18 protein-coding genes are annotated in these 17,800 nt (G+C 70.3%); 9 read left to right on the forward strand and 9 right to left on the reverse strand.

Translation table 11 applies throughout. The features are described from left to right. Positions 1-31 precede the first annotated feature (31 nt). The 3 genes from BGO91_RS15160 to BGO91_RS15170 are packed head-to-tail and all read left to right on the forward strand — an operon-like array spanning position 32 to position 2,590. A complete protein-coding gene (locus BGO91_RS15160) occupies positions 32-925 on the forward strand; it encodes an ADP/ATP-dependent (S)-NAD(P)H-hydrate dehydratase (protein ID WP_290473562.1) in 894 nt (297 codons plus the stop codon). A gap of 22 nt (positions 926-947) precedes the next feature. Beyond that, entirely contained in the window at positions 948-2,291 is a 1,344-nt protein-coding gene (locus BGO91_RS15165) for a hypothetical protein (RefSeq protein ID WP_290473563.1), read from the forward strand. Beyond that, entirely contained in the window at positions 2,288-2,590 is a 303-nt protein-coding gene (locus BGO91_RS15170) for a thiamine-binding protein (RefSeq protein ID WP_290473564.1), read from the forward strand. The genes BGO91_RS15165 and BGO91_RS15170 overlap by 4 nt, the downstream gene beginning before the upstream one ends. Positions 2,591-2,605: 15 nt before the next feature. On the opposite strand, the gene BGO91_RS15175 is transcribed toward BGO91_RS15170, so the two are convergent. Together BGO91_RS15175 and BGO91_RS15180 are read right to left on the reverse strand one after the other, a co-directional pair. Continuing rightward, on the reverse strand, positions 2,606-3,571 hold the full coding sequence (locus BGO91_RS15175) for a hypothetical protein (protein ID WP_290473565.1): 966 nt from the start codon (positions 3,569-3,571) through the stop codon (positions 2,606-2,608). After that, the gene (locus BGO91_RS15180) at positions 3,568-3,984 is read right to left on the reverse strand and encodes a hypothetical protein (RefSeq protein WP_290473566.1); all 417 of its coding nucleotides are present in this window, start codon (positions 3,982-3,984) and stop codon (positions 3,568-3,570) included. Before BGO91_RS15180 ends, BGO91_RS15175 begins: the two co-directional genes overlap by 4 nt. A 287-nt stretch (positions 3,985-4,271) precedes the next feature. Between BGO91_RS15180 and BGO91_RS15185 the strand changes: the two genes are divergently transcribed. Then, positions 4,272-5,549, forward strand: coding sequence for an MFS transporter (locus tag BGO91_RS15185; protein WP_290473567.1), 1,278 nt, complete (start codon positions 4,272-4,274; stop codon positions 5,547-5,549). 15 nt (positions 5,550-5,564) lie between these two features. Here the strand turns inward: BGO91_RS15185 and BGO91_RS15190 are convergent, their stop codons facing one another. Genes BGO91_RS15190 through BGO91_RS15205 form a run of 4 tightly spaced genes read right to left on the reverse strand, consistent with a single transcriptional unit; the run spans position 5,565 to position 9,842 of the window. Continuing rightward, positions 5,565-6,218 carry a response regulator transcription factor gene (locus BGO91_RS15190; protein WP_025155480.1) on the reverse strand — a complete coding sequence of 218 codons (654 nt, stop codon included), beginning with the start codon at positions 6,216-6,218 and terminating at the stop codon, positions 5,565-5,567. Positions 6,219-6,249: 31 nt separating this feature from the next. Continuing rightward, entirely contained in the window at positions 6,250-7,458 is a 1,209-nt protein-coding gene (locus BGO91_RS15195; protein WP_290473568.1) for a hypothetical protein, read from the reverse strand. After that, complete coding sequence (locus BGO91_RS15200) at positions 7,455-8,621, reverse strand: ATP-binding protein (protein WP_290473569.1); 1,167 nt, start codon at positions 8,619-8,621, stop codon at positions 7,455-7,457. The genes BGO91_RS15195 and BGO91_RS15200 overlap by 4 nt, the downstream gene beginning before the upstream one ends. A gap of 15 nt (positions 8,622-8,636) precedes the next feature. Further along, entirely contained in the window at positions 8,637-9,842 is a 1,206-nt protein-coding gene (locus BGO91_RS15205) for a homoserine O-acetyltransferase (RefSeq protein ID WP_290473570.1), read from the reverse strand. Between the two features lie 128 nt (positions 9,843-9,970). Here BGO91_RS15205 and BGO91_RS15210 point away from each other — a divergent pair, with 128 nt between their 5' ends. Together BGO91_RS15210 and BGO91_RS15215 are read left to right on the forward strand one after the other, a co-directional pair. Continuing rightward, on the forward strand, positions 9,971-10,477 hold the full coding sequence (locus BGO91_RS15210) for an NfeD family protein (RefSeq protein ID WP_290473571.1): 507 nt from the start codon (positions 9,971-9,973) through the stop codon (positions 10,475-10,477). Between the two features lie 3 nt (positions 10,478-10,480). Continuing rightward, positions 10,481-12,016, forward strand: a complete 1,536-nt coding sequence (locus BGO91_RS15215; RefSeq protein WP_290473572.1) for a flotillin family protein — start codon at positions 10,481-10,483, stop codon at positions 12,014-12,016. 28 nt (positions 12,017-12,044) lie between these two features. Here the strand turns inward: BGO91_RS15215 and BGO91_RS15220 are convergent, their stop codons facing one another. Continuing rightward, positions 12,045-12,764, reverse strand: a complete 720-nt coding sequence (locus tag BGO91_RS15220) for a potassium channel family protein (RefSeq protein ID WP_290473573.1) — start codon at positions 12,762-12,764, stop codon at positions 12,045-12,047. A gap of 4 nt (positions 12,765-12,768) precedes the next feature. Next, positions 12,769-13,542 carry an SDR family oxidoreductase gene (locus BGO91_RS15225; RefSeq protein WP_290473574.1) on the reverse strand — a complete coding sequence of 258 codons (774 nt, stop codon included), beginning with the start codon at positions 13,540-13,542 and terminating at the stop codon, positions 12,769-12,771. 124 nt (positions 13,543-13,666) lie between these two features. Here BGO91_RS15225 and BGO91_RS15230 point away from each other — a divergent pair, with 124 nt between their 5' ends. Beyond that, positions 13,667-14,989, forward strand: a complete 1,323-nt coding sequence (locus BGO91_RS15230) for a bifunctional o-acetylhomoserine/o-acetylserine sulfhydrylase (RefSeq protein ID WP_290473575.1) — start codon at positions 13,667-13,669, stop codon at positions 14,987-14,989. A gap of 72 nt (positions 14,990-15,061) precedes the next feature. Here BGO91_RS15230 and BGO91_RS15235 read toward each other — a convergent pair whose 3' ends face one another. After that, entirely contained in the window at positions 15,062-16,522 is a 1,461-nt protein-coding gene (locus tag BGO91_RS15235; protein WP_290473576.1) for an MFS transporter, read from the reverse strand. A gap of 41 nt (positions 16,523-16,563) precedes the next feature. Here BGO91_RS15235 and BGO91_RS15240 point away from each other — a divergent pair, with 41 nt between their 5' ends. Next, positions 16,564-17,082 carry a phosphoribosyltransferase gene (locus tag BGO91_RS15240; protein ID WP_290473577.1) on the forward strand — a complete coding sequence of 173 codons (519 nt, stop codon included), beginning with the start codon at positions 16,564-16,566 and terminating at the stop codon, positions 17,080-17,082. 8 nt (positions 17,083-17,090) lie between these two features. Further along, positions 17,091-17,783: a uracil-DNA glycosylase gene (locus BGO91_RS15245; RefSeq protein ID WP_290473578.1), complete on the forward strand. Its 693-nt coding sequence runs from the start codon at positions 17,091-17,093 to the stop codon at positions 17,781-17,783. Positions 17,784-17,800 lie beyond the last annotated feature (17 nt).

Genomic DNA, 17,800 nt, shown 5'->3' on the forward strand with positions numbered 1-17,800 from the left:
CGGAGAACCTATCGTGGGGGGAGGAGGTGCGATGAACGACGCGCAGAAGACCCGGGTCCGCCAATGGGGAGAGGCCGACGCCGCGGAGTGGATCGCGGCGCCCGGCGAGGCGAGCGACAAGTACTCCCGCGGGGTGCTCGGCGTGGTCACCGGCTCCGACCGCTACCCCGGAGCGGCGGTGCTCGGGGTGGAGGCCGCCGCCCGCACCGGTGTCGGGATGATCCGCTATCTCGGCGCCCCGCGACCGGCCGAAGAGGTGCTCCGCCGTCGCCCCGAGGCCGTCTCCGCCGGAGGTCGCGTGCAGGGGTGGCTGATCGGCTCCGGGATGGACGCCAGCGCCCGCCCCTCCGACGACCTGCTCCGCCTCCGCGCCGCGCTCGCCGACGGGACGCCCCTGGTGGTGGACGCGGGCGCGCTCGACCTCGTCCGGTCGGCCACCGGTCCGGTCGTGGTGACCCCGCACTACCGCGAGCTGGCCGGCATGCTCGCCGCGCAGGCGGACGACGACTCCGACGCGGTGACCGCGGCCGAGATCGCGGCGGACCCCGCGGCCTGGGCGGACCGCGCCGCGCGCAGCCTCGGCGTCACGGTGCTGCTGAAGGGACACACGACGCACATCGCCGTCCCGTCCGGCGGCCGGTTCACCGTCACCGCCGGGACGGCCTGGCTCGCGACCGCGGGCAGCGGGGACGTGCTCGGCGGCATCCTGGGCGCGCTGGTCGCCACGCACGCCGACGAGATCGCGTCGCAGCGTCACGAGGCGCTCGCCGCGCTCGCCGCGACGGCCGCGTGGGTGCACGGCCAGGCGGGGGAGCGCGCCTCCGACGGCGGCCCGATCGTGGCCCTCGACATCGCGGACGCCGTGCCCGCCGTGGTCCGTGATCTTCTCAGGGAGCAGCGCCGTGCTCTCAGCGGAGGGGCGTGAGCCGTCCCCTAGGATGAGGCGCATGGGGATGGACGCAGCGCCGATTTCGGCGTCGGCCGCTCCGGCGTCGGCCCCGGGGGCGCTGCGCCGGGCGCTCGCGCATCCCCTCGCGCTCTGGATCGGCTTCCTGCTCGTCCACCTGATCGTCGGCGGTCTCGCCCTGCACGGGGGCAAGGGCCTCGGCGACGTCTTCTTCGTGTACAAGCCGTGGGCGCAGCTGGCCGCCCAGGGCACCGAGATCGTCGGGGTGAACTCCGACTGGGTGTACCCGTTCGGCGCGCTCGTGCCCGTCATGCTGCCGCTGCTGTTCGGCGCGGACAACTACGTGGGCGGCTGGCTCACGCTGGTGCTCCTGCTCGACGCGGCGGCGTTCGCGACCCTCATCGTCGGCCGGGACCCGCGCCGGATCACCGCCGCCTGGTGGTGGCTCGGCTTCCTGCTGCTGCTCGGACCGGTCGCCGTCGGCCGCCTCGACTCCGTCGCGGCCGCGCTCGCGATCGTGGGACTGCTCTGGCTCGCCGTCCACGAGCGCGCCGCGGTGGTGGTGCTCACCATCGCCACCTGGATCAAGGTGTGGCCGGCCGCCGTGCTCGTCGCCGCCGTCGTCGCGCTCCGCTCCCGCTGGCACATCGTGCTGGTCGCCGCGGTCACCTCGGCCGTCATCGTGGCGGTTCCGCTGATCTTCGGCGCGGGGATGCACCTCCTCAGCTTCATCACCATGCAGACCGGCCGCGGCATCCAGATCGAGGCGCCCGTCAGCACGTTCTGGATGTGGCAGGCCGCCTTCCACGTCCCCGGCGCGGCCGTCTACTACGACTCTCACCTGATCACGTTCCAGGTGAGCGGCGCCGGCACGGAGCTGGCCGGGTCGCTGATGAACCCGCTGCTCGCGGTCACCTGCGTGGTCGTCGCCCTCCTCGGGATCCGCGCCCTGCACCGTGGGACGCCGTACACGCGCATCCTGCCGGAGCTCTCCCTCGCGATCGTGACCGCCCTCATCGCGTTCAACAAGGTCGGCTCGCCGCAGTACATGACCTGGCTCGTCGCCCCGGTCCTCATCGGGCTCGTCTACCAGGGCAAGGGGTTCCGCACCCCCGCGATCCTCGTCCTCGCCGCCGCCGGCCTCACCCAGGTGTTCTACCCGTTCCTGTACGACTACCTGCTGCTGCCCGACCCGGGGATGGTCGCCGTGCTGACCGTCCGCAACCTCCTGTACTTCGTCATCCTCGGCTGGGCGATCGGGGCGCTGTGGCGTCATCGGCACGCCGACGACGCCGTCTACGACACCGTGCCCGCCCGGGTCTGGCCGTTCCGCGCGCCCGTCGCCGCGGCGGCCGGCGCCCCGCTCCGAGAGGAAACACCATGATCGTCGCCTTCTCCGTCGCCCCCAGCGGCGGCCCCGACGGCTCCGACTCCGTGCACGACGCGGTCGCCGCCGCCGTCCGGATCGTCCGCGAGTCCGGGCTCCCGAACCGCACCTCCTCGATGTTCACCGAGATCGAGGGCGAGTGGGACGAGGTCTTCGACGTCGTCCGTCGCGCCACCGAGGCCGTCGGCGCGTTCGGCACCCGCGTCTCGCTCGTGCTCAAGGCCGACATCCGCCCCGGCCACACCGGCGAACTCGACGGGAAGCTCGAGCGCCTGGAGGCCGCGCTCGACGCCTGAGCGGGCCGGCACCGGTTAGCCCACTCCGTCCAGGTGTGTTGGCTGATCGTCAGCTCGAATATCCGTTAGTACGTACGTCTGTCGCGAGCGCGCGTTGGTTCCGGAGGGAATCCAACGAATAGTCCTGAACGTGGCAACGGCAGTTGTGTTCTCTGCGGAAAAATGCGCGATTGGATCAATGAGGTCCGGGTCAACGATCGCGGCTTCGATGGGACCACCCGTGTCTGGCAGAAACCACATGGCGCCGACCGAGCGGCGCTGGCCATCCACCCTTCCGCGCAGGGTGGCGGTATCTTCTTCGCTTGTCTTTGCATCCAAGGCGTCTAAAAGCGCTAGTGCGCCGCTTCGACGAATAGAGAGTACGAGTGGATCATCCTGCGGTCTCCTGAGCTCGCCCTCGACGTTCCAATCGGTCCGAGAAATTGCCTTCGCTGCGCGCCGCAGGCCTGCGTGGGCCTTAGTAGGCAGCTGGTTGGTCATACCGCCGAGAAGTGTGAAGCTTTCTTCTTCGTCGGAGTTTCCTGCGCGAGAAAGAACCGCTGCCACGATTCCGAGCGACAACGAATGCTGTGATTCAGTTCGAGCTTCGATGAAACTCCCGTCTTCCTCTTGGGGCGGCGGGACGCGGAGAACCAGATGAACTGATCCGGGAGTCGGAGCCACGATGTGCAGCGGAGAACGAAGACGCTGGCGCCCCATTGCCTGTTTGGAGATCTCTTTGACCGCGTCCGATACACCTCGAACGAATTCGGCGAAGCTGAACGCGTCGGTCTCGTGGCCAGGAACTGATTCACCAGAAAGATGAATGTCAAGTTCGGCTTGAAATCCGTTCGTCAACTCGAATAGAGCGTGGCGGAGTTCAGGAACTTGGCTCGCCGAAGCTTCGAGGGAAGTTCGAGCAATTCGCGACGCGAAGTCGTCGCCAGAGGCCGCATGCCATGCGCGACGGAGCTCACGCTCAAGCTCTTGCGAAGAACTCATGCGATCACCTCCAAATAGCCCTTTGAGACATTGTGGCGCGTGCCACCGTCGTCGGCGCGCACGGACGACCAAGTCTGGTGCCAGTAAGGCGCAGAATCCGGCTCCTCACGGATTGCGATGAATGCATCTACCAGGCCATTCATGGGCTGCAGGCGTCGTCCCGCCCCGTTCGACGTCATCAAGTGCGAGAGGGAGTCCTGCGAGTTCGGAGATAGATCGTTGAGTTCGATTTGTCGCGCTAGCACGACGACGTCGATGTCTTTAGGTGCGGCCGAAACTTTGTGTGTGACGAATCCTCCGTCCACCCAGTAACGATGGTTCGGGAGAAGCACAGCCATTTGACGCAACCACACGCTGAACGCATCGAAGATCAATTGACGTTGCGTCGCGAAGGGTGCGTTCGTCACAAACATGGCTTCAAGCTCATCGAGGGTCGCCCGGTGACGCCCCGCCGGTAATAGCCCTTCAGACGTGAGGCTGGGAATACTCAAATCTCCCCCAAATATGTCGTACCTGAGTGAGCTTATTGGAGGGTCTTGCCCTCAGGCACTCCCCAAAATGGGCTGCGCTGCATGTTTAGGACGATCCCGCATGCGTGAGGCCGCGCTCGACGCCTGAGCGGGCCGGATTTCACACGATCGTTACGTGGGACGACCCCTGGCGGGCATCGGGTCGAAACGATTCGATATAAGCTGTGCGAGTGAATCCCGGAATCGACGGGCCGACGCAGTTGTCGTCGGCCCGTACTCGTCTTGCGCTGCTCGCCCTCGCCCTGGGCGGGTTCGGCATCGGCTCCACCGAGTTCGTCGCGATGGGGCTGCTGCCCAACATCGCCCACGACCTCCTGCCGCAGGTCTACGCGGCGTCGTCGACCGACGCGATCGCGCAGGCGGGGTGGATCATCTCGGCCTACGCGCTCGGCGTCGTCGTCGGGGCCCCGACGATCGCGGCGGTCGCCGCGCGGCTCCCGCGCAAGAAGCTGCTGCTCTGGCTGCTCGTCGCCTTCACCGTCGGCACGATCGCGTCGGCGCTCGCGCCCACGTTCGGGCTGGTGCTGGTCGCCCGGTTCATCTCGGCGCTCCCGCACGGCGCGTACTTCGGCATCGCCTCGCTGGTGGCGGCGTCCCTCATGGGCCCGGGCAAGCGCGGGCAGGGCGTGGCCTTCGTGCTCTCCGGGCTCACCATCGCGAACGTGATCGGGGTGCCGTTCATCACCTGGGTGGGGCAGACCACCAATTGGCGTGTCGCGTATCTGGTCGTCGCGGCGATCTTCGCGCTCACCTTCGCCGCCGTCGCGCTCCTCGTGCCGTGGCAGGCGGGCGATCCGAAGGCGACGCTCCGCAACGAGCTGCGGGCCTTCGGGCGCCTGCAGGTCTGGCTGGCGCTGCTGATCGGGGCCATCGGCTTCGGCGGGTTCTTCGCCGTCTACACGTACATCTCGCCGATGGTGACCACGGTCACCGGGCTGCCGGAGTCCGCGGTGCCGTTCGTGCTCATCCTGATCGGCATCGGCATGACCGTCGGCAACATCCTGGGCGGACGGATGGCCGACCGCAGCGTGGAGCGCAGCATGATGCTGTTCTTCGTCGTGCTGCTGGTGGGGCTGGCCGTGCTGTTCTTCACGGCGGCGACGCTGGCCGGGCTGCTGATCTCGGTGTTCGTGATCGCGGGAGCCGCCTCGGCGCTCTCGCCCACCATCCAGACCCGGCTGATGGATGTGGCGCACGACAGCCAGTCCATCGCCGCGGCGCTGAACCACTCGGCGCTCAACATCGCGAACGCCTCGGGCGCCTTCCTCGGCGGCCTCACGATCGCCGCCGGATTCGGCTACGTCTCGCCGGTCGCCGTCGGCGCCGTGCTCGCCGTGGCGGGCATCGTCCTGGCGCTGGTGTCGTTCGGCATCGACCGCTCGCGCATCCACCGCGGCGTGGACACGGGTGTCGTGCACGCTCAGCGCCCGACGGTGCCGATCGACTGACGGACGCGCGAGGCGTCAGTCGTTCTGCAGCAGGATGCCGTCCTGGATGGCGCGCTTGCGCAGGGCGACCTTGGTGCCCACGTCGTAGCCGGCCACGCGGTACTTCTCGCGGATGCGCTTGAGGTAGCTCTTCGCGGTCTCGTCGGAGATGCCGAGCTGGAAGGCGACCGCCTTCACAGGCTCCCCGGCGCCGTAGAGCGCCATCACGCGGCGCTCCTGCGCGCTGAGCTTCGGGGCGCCGCCGACCTCGCCGGCGTTGAGCGCCAGGTCGAGCTCGGCCGAGATGAACGACTCGCCCTTGCTGGCGGCGCGGATGGCCTCCACGATCATCTCGGCGTCCTCGCTCTTCACCAGGTAGCCGAGCGCACCGGCCGCCAGGGCCTCGCGCACGACGGCCGGCTCCGAGTACGTGCTCATCAGCACGGTGCGGACGCCGGTCGTCTTCAGCGTCGAGAGCTTCAGCGAGACGGGGATGTTGTCCTTGAGGTCGAGGTCGAGCAGCACCACGTCGACCGGGAACTCCGGGTGCGTGAGCAGCTCGGGCCAGCTGGCGACGGCCGCGACCATGTTGATGTCGTCCGCAGCGTTGCGGATCCACTCGGTCAGGGCACCGAGCAGCATCTTGTGATCGTCGACGATGGCGATTCTGATGGGGGGAGCCTCGCTCACGAGCAGCCTCTCTTCGGTTCTGGTGCGGCCGTCAGGTCGGGTCGGCCGTGGTGTCGCTCACAGTGGTGATGTCGATCCGGAGCGTCGAGCCCGAGAACGACTCGACGAATCGACCCACTTTACGGATAGCTTGCCATGCCGCGGGGTCTACCCCGTTTCGCGGCACACCGGTACTCGCGATCGTGATGGCCATCGTCGTCCCGGCCGTGGGAGAGCCGGGGAGCTGGGTCGCGGGCCGCGAGATGTCGAGCGAGAGGCTGCGCGGCTGGCCGGCGCCGGTGCGGACCGGGTCGCTGATCAGCAGCCACACCGCGGTCAGCAGCCCGTCGCGCTGATCCCGCTTCAGCCCGGCCGCCAGCCCCTCGGGATCGGTCAGCGCCACGGTCGGCCCGAGCAGGGCGGACTCGGTCACCGCGTGGTACAGCCAGGTCTCCTTGCGGCCCTGGATGAGGTGCAGCCGCAGCTCGGTGGCGATGCTCGCCGCCGCATCCGCCGTCGCCTCGTCGAGGGGGAGCGGGGTGCGTCCGGTGGCCACGCCGTCGAGCAGGCGCTCCGCCGCGAGGTCGAGCCGGGCGAGCTCCTCCGACGCCATCATGCCGACGGCGTAGCCGGGGGACGACACCGTGCTCTGCACCTGCACGAGGTCCAGCTCCAGCTGGACGAGCGTGCGCAGCGAGCGGATGATCTGCATGCCGATGAGCGGGGGTGCGACCGCGATGGCGATGGTCACGACGCCCGGCCCGAGCATCCGGACGTCGGCGCCCGATCGCAGCACGAGCACGACGGCGAGCACCAGGCCCAGGGCCGCCGTGACGATCACGATGTCGCGTGCGGGTCGCACGGGAACGCAGAGGAGGAGGGCCGGCCCGACCGCCGCGGCGGCCGTCAATGGGACCCAGTCCGGCGAGGAGGTCCCCACGACGTCGAGGGCGACCGCCGCGGCCCAGAACACGAGGGCGGCCGCGAAGAGCCAGGCGGGCAGCTCCTCGGGGAGGCGGAATCGCAGCACGAGCGCGGCCACGAGGGTGGCGGCGATCAGGGTCCACGCCGCTATGCCGAGGGGGAGCGCGGGATAGGCGCCGACGTTCAGCACGAAGAGCACGAGCAGGAACGCGATCAACGCGAGGGAGGCGACGTTGAAGCCCAGATCGAGGCGGGCGCGGCCGAGCGCGTCGCGTTCCTCGCCGCCCGGGCGGGCGAGCCCGGGGCGCCGGATGGTCGCTTCGTCCGCTCGTCTCATTTCGGCACCTCCAGCACCACGGTCGTCCCGCTGCCGGGGGAGGAGAACAGGCGGGCGTTGCCTCCGACGTCGCGCAGCCGCGCGACGATCGACTCGGTGTAGCCCAGCCGGCCCTCCTCGATGCTCGCGACGTCGAAGCCCTTGCCCGCATCGGTGACCATCGCGCGCACGGTGGTCTCGTCGTCGGTGATCGTGACGTGCGCCTCGTTCACGCCCGAGTGCCGGCGGACGTTCTCCAGGCACTCGCCGAGGGCGAGAAGGAACGAGTCGAGCACGTCGCTCGGCAGCAGCACCTGGCCGGAGCCGTGCCAGTTGACCTCGAGCCCCATCCGGCGGAAGCGCTGCTTGACCGACTCCAGGGTGTTGCCGAGGGTCGACTCCTCCACGGGCTTCAGCCGGTAGTCGCCCGAGCGGGCGGGGTCGGGGGTGAAGCCGAGGCGCAGCTGGCGCAGCAGCGCGGCATCCTCCGCCGCCTGCTCGCGGAGGGCCCCGACGCCCACGCCGACGCCCGAGTGGGCGAGGAGGGTGAGGGTGGCGAGCACGGTGTCGTGCAGCAGACGCGCGCCCTGGCGGCGCCGCGCCTCGGTCTCGCTCGCCTGACGCTCCACGCGGTAGGCGCGGCTCATCGTCGAGATGCGCTTCAGCGTGCGCGGCACGGTGCGGGACAGCCACACGCCGGTCGCGGTCAGGGCGACCCAGCCCGCGACGACGAGCAGCACGGGCTCGGCGAGGCGGGACTGGGTCACGAGGAGGGTGGCCAGGACGGCGGCGAGGGTGACCACCGCGGCGCCGATCAGCACGAAGAGCCGCGCGCGCGAGGTGATCGAGAGCACGGACAGGCACGCGATGCCCACCGCGCCGACGACGCCGACCACGCTCAGCGCGGACGGACCGAGCGGCTCCATCGGCAGCAGGTTGACGAGCACGATCGCGGAGCCGGCGACGACGATCACGCAGATCCACAGGGTCGGACGCAGCAGCGTGCCGAGCTGGAACTGGGCGTACGCGAGGCAGGCGAGCAGGACGAGGGAGGCCAGGTAGAGCGGCAGCGGCAGCGTGCCGGGGATGCTCAGGCAGACGAGGGCGGTCGCGCTCGCGGTGAGCCCCACGGTGCGGGCGGTCGCTGCGAGGAGCCGATCACGCTCCTTCTGGATGCGCGACATCCTCCTCCGTTCCGCTCAGGCCGCGAACAGGCGCCGCAGGTGCTCGCTGACGGCGTCGTCTTCGATGAGGAACCCGTCGTGGCCGAAGTCCGAGCGGATCACCACAGGAACTCTACCGTCGATCGTATCGGGCAGGTGGGAGGCGATGACCTCCTGCCCCTCGACCGGGAACAGGCGGTCGCTGTCGACCCCGAGCACGAGAGTCCGCGCGGTCACCCGAGAGAGGGCGGCGGCGACACCCCCGCGATCGCGCCCGACGTCGTGCGAGTTCATCGCCTGCACGAGGGTGATGTAGCTGTTGGCGTCGAAGCGGCGCGTGAACTTGTTGCCGTGGAAGTCGAGGTACGACTCGACGGCGAACCGCCCGCCGCCGCCGAGCGGGCTGATGCCGCTCTGCCAGGTGCGCTCGAACCGCGCGTTCAGCTCGGACGGGCTGCGGTAGTTGAGCAGCGCCATCCGCCGGGCGAGCGCGAGGCCCTGGTGCGGACCGTCGCCGTCGCCGGCGTCGTAGTAGACGCCGCCGCGGTGCAGCGGGTCGGTGCGGACGGCCTCGATCTGCACCGAGTTGAGCGCGATCTGGTCGGCCGTGGAGAACGGAGGCGCGGCGAGCACGGCGAGGCGCTCGACCCGTTCGGGGAACGACACGGCCCACTCGAGCGCCTGCATCCCTCCCATCGAGCCGCCGACGACGGCCGCCCAGCGGTCGATGCCGAGCACGTCGGCGAAGGCCGCCTGCGCGTTCACCTGGTCGCGGATGGTCGTGAACGGGAAGCGCGGTCCCCACTCCGCGCCGTCCGGGGCGATGGAGGCGGGCCCGGTCGTCCCCTGGCAGCCGCCGAGCATGTTGGGCACGACCACGAACCAGCGGTCGGTGTCGATCGCCTTGCCGGGGCCGATGATCCCGGACCACCAGCCGGCGGTCGGCTGGCCCGGTCCGGAGGGTCCGACGGCGTGGGCGTCGCCGGTGAGCGCGTGCAGCACGAGCACGGCGTTGTCGCCCGTGGGGGAGAGCTCGCCCCAGGTCTCGTAGGCGACGCGGACGTAGGGGAGGGACTCGCCGCTCTCGAACGAGAACGGGCCGATGCCCGCGAACCGGCGGCCGGCGGGCGGGTCGGTCTCCTTCCACGCCCCGCTCGCCGGAGGCTTGCCGAGCAGCGAGCGCGCCTGAGCCTCCGTGATGAAACTCGACGGGGCCGTATCGGCGGATGTCTGCCACTCCATAGGCCCATTCTCCCGGAGCGGGAGACGCGTCGGCGCTCTGTTACGTCGCCGCCGGTGCTATAGGCTTCCTGGGACTTGGCTTTCAGTGTGATGAGAGCTTCTACAGGTGTTGCGGGGTGGGCAGGATCATGATCGTCTTCTTGATCATCGGCGGGGTGGGGTTGGCGCTGCTGCTGATCTCGATGCTCTTCGGAGAGCTTCTGGACCTGCTCGACGGCGCCCTCTCGGGCACGGGTCTCGGCGCCGGTCTCACGATCTTCGGCGCGTCCGGCCTCCTCGTGCTGGCCAACGACTGGCCGGTCGGCTTCGCCTACGTGATCGCCGCCGCGGCCGGCCTCGTGACGCTGGTCGGCGTGCAGCTGCTCGTCCGGCGGTTCCAGAGCAGCGAGGACGGCGCCCCGTCGAACCCGGCGGATCTCACCGGCGTCGCCCGCACGCGCATCAGCCCGAACGGCGGCGAGGTCAGCCTCGACGGCCCGCACGAGCTGGAGGCGCGCCTCGCCTACTCCGACGACGAGATCCCCGCCGGGACGGTCATCCGCGTGGTCGAGACCCACGGCTCGCGCGTGAAGGTCGCCCGGCTCGCAGCCGCCTCCCTCCCCGTTTCCGAACACACCGACCCTGAGAAGGACTGAGACATGACCACTCCCTCCTCCATCGCCGGCATCATCGCGGTCGTCGGCATCGTCGTCGCCGTCCTCGCGGTGTTCCTCTTCATCGCCAGCCGCATCCGGCGCGTGGCGCCGAACGAGGCGCTCGTCATCGTCGGCCGCGGCGCCGGACGTCCCTCGGCCGCCGCCACCGCGTCGGGCGAGCACGAAGGCGGCCAGCGCGTCGTCATCGGCGGCCGCGTCTTCATCTGGCCGATCCTGCAGCAGGGGTTCGCGATCTCGCTGGAGCAGCGCCAGATCGGCATCGTGGTGGAGGGCGTCGACAGCAACTTCATCAAGCTCGCGATCCAGGCGAGCGTCAACTTCAAGGTGTCGGGCACCCCGGAGGGTGTGCGCCGCGCCGCGCAGCGCTTCCTGTCGCAGCAGAACTCGCTCACCGAGATCATCCAGCAGTCGCTGGAGGGCTCGCTCCGCTCGATCATCGGCAACATGCCGGTGAAGGACATCATCTCGAACCGCAACGCCCTCTCGGAGGCCGTGGTCGAGGCGACGAAGGTCGACCTGGCCGAGCAGGGCCTCCAGGTCGACCTCCTGAACATCTCGGACATCTCGACCCCGGGCACGAACTACCTCGCCGACCTCGGCCGCGCGGAGGCCGCGCTCGCCAAGCAGAACGCCGAGATCCGGGAGGTCGAGACCGCTCGCGCGAGCGAGTTCGCGCGCATCGACGCGGCCGAGCAGATCGCCGAGCGCCAGAAGGCGCTCAGCCTCAAGCAGGCGACGATCAAGGCCGAGACCGACCGTGCCAACGCCGAGGCGGAGGCCGCCGGTCAGCTCGCGCAGGCCGAGCAGCAGAAGCTCGTCGCCACCCAGGAGCGCGACGCCCTCGCCGAAAAGGCGAAGGTCGAGCAGGAGCGCCTCGACATCGAGGTGCGCAAGCCGGCCGAGGCCGACGCCTACGCGACGGTCCAGCGCGCGCAGGCCGAGCGCGACGCGACCAACGCCGCCACCGAGGCCGACGCCTACAAGCGCCGCACGATCGCCGAGGCCAACAAGGTCGCCGCCGTGCAGGACGCCCAGGCCGCCGCCGAGTCCGTCCGCCTGGCCGGTGACGCGGAGCGCGACCGGCAGATCGCGCTCGCCGCCGGTGTGCGCGCCGACGGCGAGGCGCGTGCCGCCGCGATCGAGGCCGAGGGTCTCGCCGAGGCGCGGGCGACGGACGCGAAGGCGGAGGCGCTGCGCAAGTTCGGCGAGGCCGGCCTCGCCTCCGAGATCATCGACCGCCTGCCCGAGATCACCCGCGCCGTCGCGGAGCCCCTGGCCAACATCGACAACCTCACGGTGATCAGCACCGACGGTGCGTCGGCGGTCACGAAGACGGTCGGCCAGGTCGTCAGCGAGGTGCCCAAGGTCGTGAAAGACCTGACCGGGCTCGACCTGGGCTCGATCCTCGGCTCCCTCGCGGGCGGTGCGCTCGGCGCCAACGCGCTGAGCGCCGCAGCGCCGGGCACCGCGACCCGGGTCGACCGGGGCGCGACGACGACGGCGACCGCGGGCGAGTAACGACGCACGGCACGAAGGGCGGCGGGGACTACTCGCCGCCCTTCGGCGTCTCCCGCTCCTCGTCCTCGTCGCGGGGGAGGTCGAGGCGACGCTCCGGATCCGCGGGCGGCTGGTGCCGGATGCGCTGGGTGCGCTCGTTCAGGTACGACACGATCGTCGCGCTCGCGGTGCCGACGATGGCGATGCCGCCGATCATCAGGACGACCGCGAGGATGCGTCCGGTGACCGTCACCGGGTAGTAGTCGCCGTAGCCGACCGTCGCCATCGTGACGCACGCCCACCACAGCGCGTCTCCGAAGCTGTGGATGTTCGCCCCCGGCGCGTAGCGCTCGGTCCGGAACACGGCCAGCGAGATCGTGTAGATGAACATGACGACCGCGCTGCCGGCGATGACGAGCACCCGGCGACGCAGGTGCGCCGCCGTGTCGCCGCGGAAGGCGTGGATCCGGCTGAGCCCGGTGAGCAGGCGGAACGGCCGCGCCATCGGCAGGAACACCGAGAGCAGGTCGACCTTGTTGCGCCGCACGAAGCGCGCCTTGTCGGCCGAGAGCAGCAGCCGGACGACGTAGTCGATCAGGAAGAACAGCCAGACCGCCCCCAGCACCGTCACGAGCAGCACGTGCAACCAGGTCGGCGGACGCTCGTCGAGGATGTCCCAGGTGTAGGCGATCAGGAAGGCGACGCTCGCCAGCACGCCGGGCCAGGCCGTCGCCCGTTCCCAGTGGTCGCGCCGGGCGTCGTCGCCCACGGTCTCAGTCCTTCACCCGGAGCGCGCCCTTGTGGAAGCGGTACGGCGCCGCCTGCGCGACCGGCTTGACGACGATGAGGTCGAGATCGACGTGCCGCGGGAGCTCGAGCGCGTGCACGATCGTCTCCGCGATGTCCTCCGCGGTCAGCGGCTCCGGCACGTCCTCGTAGACGGCGTCGCGCTTCTCCTGGTCGCCGCCGAAGCGGACCAGGGAGAACTCCTCGGTCGCGACCATGCCGGGGGCGACCTCCACCACCCGGATGGGCTCGCCGTTCAGCTCCAGCCGCAGCACCTCGGTCAGGGCGTGCTGGGCGAACTTCGCCGCGTTGTAGCCGCCGCCGCCCACGTAGGCCTGGTGGCCGGCGATGGAGGTGAGGTTCAGGATGTCGGCGTGCCCGGTCTCCGCCGCGCCCTCGCGCAGGAGGGGGAGCAGTGCGCTGACGACGCGCTTGGTGCCGAGGACGTTGATCTCGAACATCCACACCCAGTCGTCGACGCTGGACTCCTCGACGGAGGCGAGGCCGTGCGCGCCGCCGGCGTTGTTGACGAGGGCGTGGACGCCTCCCGTGGCCGCCAGGTGGTCGCGCAGCGCGTCGACGTCCTCCTGGCGCGTGAGGTCGGCGACGAACACCTCGGCGCCGGTCTCCTCCGCCAGCGCGCGCAGCCGGTCCTCGCGGCGGGCGACCCCGACCACGTCCCAGCCGCGCTCGCGGAAGAGGCGCACCGTCGCCGCCCCGATGCCCGAACTCGCTCCCGTCACGACCACACGTCTGCTCATGGTCCCTATTCTCACGGGTTACGGCGTGTTTCGGGTGCGTTGCCCGTGCGCGAGGCGCACCTCTACCCTGGTCTGGAGGCGGTGGCAGGGCCGCTCGTCGATTTCCACCCGAAGGAGCTACGCCATGACCGACGCCGCCGACTGGCAGTTCGAGACCAAGCAGATCCACACCGGTGCTGCGCCCGACCCCGTGACCAACGCGCGCGCCACGCCGATCTACCAGACCACCTCCTACGTCTTCAACAACGCGGAGCACGCCAAGAACCTCTTCGCTCTGGCGGAGTTCGGCAACATCTACACCCGCATCCAGAACCCGACCCAGGCCGTGGTCGAGGAGCGCGTCGCCGCGCTCGAAGGGGGCACCGGCGCCCTCCTCGTCGCCTCGGGCCAGGCGGCCGAGACCTTCGCCGTGCTCAACATCGCGCAGGCCGGCGACCACATCGTCTCGTCCAGCTCGATCTACGGCGGCACGTACAACCTCTTCAAGTACACCCTCGCGAAGCTCGGCATCGAGACCACGTTCGTCGAGAACCAGGACGACGCCGAGGAGTGGCGCCGCGCGGTCCGCCCGAACACCAAGCTCTTCTTCGCCGAGACCATCGGCAACCCGAAGATCAACATCCTCGACATCGCGCTCGTCGCCGACGTCGCGCACGAGGCGGGCGTTCCGCTGATCGTCGACAACACGATCGCGACCCCGTACCTCATCCGCCCGTTCGAGCACGGCGCCGACATCGTCGTGCACTCGGCCACCAAGTTCCTCGGCGGACACGGCACCGTCATCGGCGGCATCGTCGTCGACGGCGGCAGCTTCGAGTGGTCGAAGAACGTCGAGAAGTTCCCGGGCCTCACCGAGCCGGACCCGTCGTACCACGGCGCCAGCTACACCGCCGCGGTGGGCGACGGCCTCGCCTACATCATCAAGGCGCGCGTGCAGCTGCTCCGCGACCTCGGCTCGGCGATCGCCCCGGCCAGCGCCTGGCAGCTCATCCAGGGCATCGAGACCCTCTCGCTGCGTGTCGAGCGCCACGTGCAGAACGCGCAGGAGATCGCGGAGTTCCTCGAGAACCACCCCGACGTCGCCACGGTCAACTACTCCGGCCTGCCGACCAGCCCGTGGTACGCCGCCGCGAACAAGTACGCCCCCAAGGGCGTCGGCGCGGTGCTCTCGTTCGAGCTCAAGGGCGGCGTCGACGCCGGCCGCGCGCTCGTCGACAACCTGGCGCTGTTCAGCCACCTCGCCAACATCGGCGACGTGCGTAGCCTCGTCATCCACCCGGCGTCGACCACGCACTCCCAGCTGACCCCGGAGCAGCAGCTCACCGCGGGCGTCACCCCGGGTCTGGTGCGCCTCTCGGTCGGCCTCGAGAACATCGACGACCTGAAGGCGGACCTGTCGGCCGGCCTGGCCGCCGCCCGTTCGGTCGCCGAGGCCGCGCGCGCGTAGCCTCCCGCCCCACCACGTGACGAGCCGTCGCGGGATCCGGAACCTCCGGAGCCCGCGGCGGCTCCTCCGCGTTCAGAGGGTGGGCTGCTCCGCGTCGGCGAACGCCAGCTTGGGCACGAAGAACAGCAGGACGGCCGCGACCAGGGCGCCGAGCCCGCAGATCGTCCAGACGAGCATGTAGCCGAACAGACTCGCGGCCGTCGCGGTGACGGTGGCCGCCCCGGTCAGGAGCACCACGCCGAACACGGCGGAGGCGAACGAGCCGCCGATGGTCTTCGTGGTGTTCGTCATGGCGGTGGCGACGCCGGTCTGGCCGCGTGGCGCCGCTGCCGCTGCGGCGGCCGGCAGCGCTCCGACCAGCGCTCCGGAGCCGATGCCTGCGATCGCCATGTTGGTGAACACCTGCCAGGTCTCCAGGTGGAACGGCAGGAAGAGCAGGTAGCCGATCGCGACCAGGAACGACGCCACGATGAGGGTGACGCGCGGGGTCAGCCACGACGAGACCAGCGGGAACAGCACGGCGCCGACGATCATCGAGATCAGATACGCGCCGATCAGGATGCTGCGCTGGCCCGCCGAGAGGCCGAGACCGTAGCCGTTCACCGGGTCGGTGCCGGCGTAGGTGCTGAGCGGCGCCTGAGCGCCCAGGAGGCTGATCCCGACGAGTCCCGCGGTGAGCTGGATCGGCCACATGTTCGGCCGGCGCAGCACGCGGAGGTCGATCGCCGGGTCGGACTGCTTCAGCTCCCATTTGCCGAAGGGGATGAAGGCGAGGATGCCGGCGGCGATGAGCACCCACACCCACCACGTGCCGACGCCGTTGATCCGCAGGAAGGTGAGCCCCGAGGTGATGAGCAGCAGTCCGAGGGTGAGCAGGAGGAAGCCGATGCCGTCGAGCCTGCGGTCGGGGGTCGGCTCCGACTCCGGGACGCCGAACAGGATGGCGAAGAACACGAGGGTCACGGCGATCGCCGGGATCATCAGGGTGATGGTGAGGTTCTGGCCGACGGCCTCGAACAGCAGCCCGGCGCCGATCGCGCCGAGGATCGCGCCGAGCTCCAGGGCGACGACGAGCAGGCCGGCGGCGCGGCGGGTCTGCGACGCGCCCGTCCCGCTGCGGCGGCCGCGGTCGAAGATCAACGCCACCTCCAGCGGCAGCCAGACGACGTAGAAGCCCTGCAGGGCGAACGCGATGAGGAACATCGTGAAGTTGCCCGAGAACGCCAGCGCCCACGTCGCCAGGGCCGTGATGACCGTCGCGATGAGCAGGATGCGCTTGTGGCCGAACATGTCGCCCAGCTTCGCCAGCGGCGGCACGACCAGGGCGGAGAGCAGCAGCTGCGCGGCCTCGAACCAGTTGTAGTCGGCGTCGTGGATGCCCAGATGCTTGACCGTGTCCGAGATCAGGGGCACGTAGTAGCCCTGGAGGATTCCGCTCGTGAGCTCGACGACGGCGAGCCACCCGATCAGGCCGGCGGTGACGCCGATCGCGACAGCGGCCCGGCGGGGAGCGACGGTCTTCTCTGAGGTCATGCTGGATGCTAGCACCGGTCGGAGGCGGGTAACGTAGGGGGGTGGCCAGCGAACTCGACGACTCAGGTACAGGTGTTCTCGCAGAGACGGAACGGGAAGTGCTGGGCTGGTTGGAGTTCGGCGACGCCGCCCGCCATCTCGCGGGCGAGGTGCTGGAGTCCGGGTTCGAGCCCGACATGGTCATCGCGATCGCGCGGGGCGGCCTCCTGCTCGCCGGCGCCGTCTCGTACGCCCTGGGCATCAAGGCCTGCGGTGCGCTGAACGTCGAGTTCTACACGGGCGTCGACGAGCGCCTCCCGGAGCCCGTGGTGCTGCCGCCCATGCTGGATTCCTCCGCTCTCGACGCCAAGCGGGTCCTGCTCGTCGACGACGTGTCCGACTCCGGCCGCACCCTCGCCATGGTCGTCGACCTGATCTCCGCCTCGGGCGCCGACGTGCGCACCGTATGCCTCTACTCCAAGCCGCGCACCGTGCTCGAGCCCGACTTCGTCTGGCGCCGCACGGACCGCTGGATCACCTTCCCCTGGTCGGCCCTGCCGCCGGTCACCGCGGCGCACTGACCGCAGCCGTGGCGAAGTCGCTCGCCGAGCTGGCCGCCGACGGCTCGATGGATCCGGGATGGGCGCACGCCCTCGAGCCCGTCGCCGACCGCATCGCCGCGATGGGGGAGTTCCTGCGCACCGAGGTGGCGGCCGGGCGCCCCTATCTCCCGGCCGGGCCGGACGTGCTCCGTGCGTTCCGGGCGCCGCTCGCCGACGTGCGCGTGCTCATCGTCGGCCAGGACCCGTATCCGACGCCCGGCCATCCCATCGGCCTGTCCTTCGCGGTCGAGCGGCACGTGCGGCCCGTGCCGCGCAGCCTCCAGAACATCTACCGCGAACTGCGGGACGACCTCGGCGTCACCCCTCCCGCCCACGGCGATCTCAGCGCGTGGGCGGACAACGGCGTGATGCTGCTCAACCGGGTGCTCACCGTGCGTCCCGGCGCTCCCGCCTCGCACCGCGGGGCCGGCTGGGAGGCGGTCACCGAACACGCCATCCGCAGCCTCGTCGCGCGCGACCAGCCGTTCGTCTCCATCCTGTGGGGGAGGGACGCCTCGACGCTGAAGCCGCTGCTCGGCGACAACCCGGCGATCGAGTCGCCGCACCCGAGCCCGCTGTCGGCCTCGCGCGGGTTCTTCGGGTCCCGTCCGTTCTCTCGGACGAACGCGCTGCTCGAGGAGCGCGGCCTCGCGCCGGTGGACTGGTCGCTCGAACCGTAACGTGCCCGCAATGTGGG

It is taken from the genome of Leifsonia sp. 71-9 (genome assembly GCF_001898805.1).
In the GTDB taxonomy this organism is placed as follows: domain Bacteria; phylum Actinomycetota; class Actinomycetes; order Actinomycetales; family Microbacteriaceae; genus Leifsonia.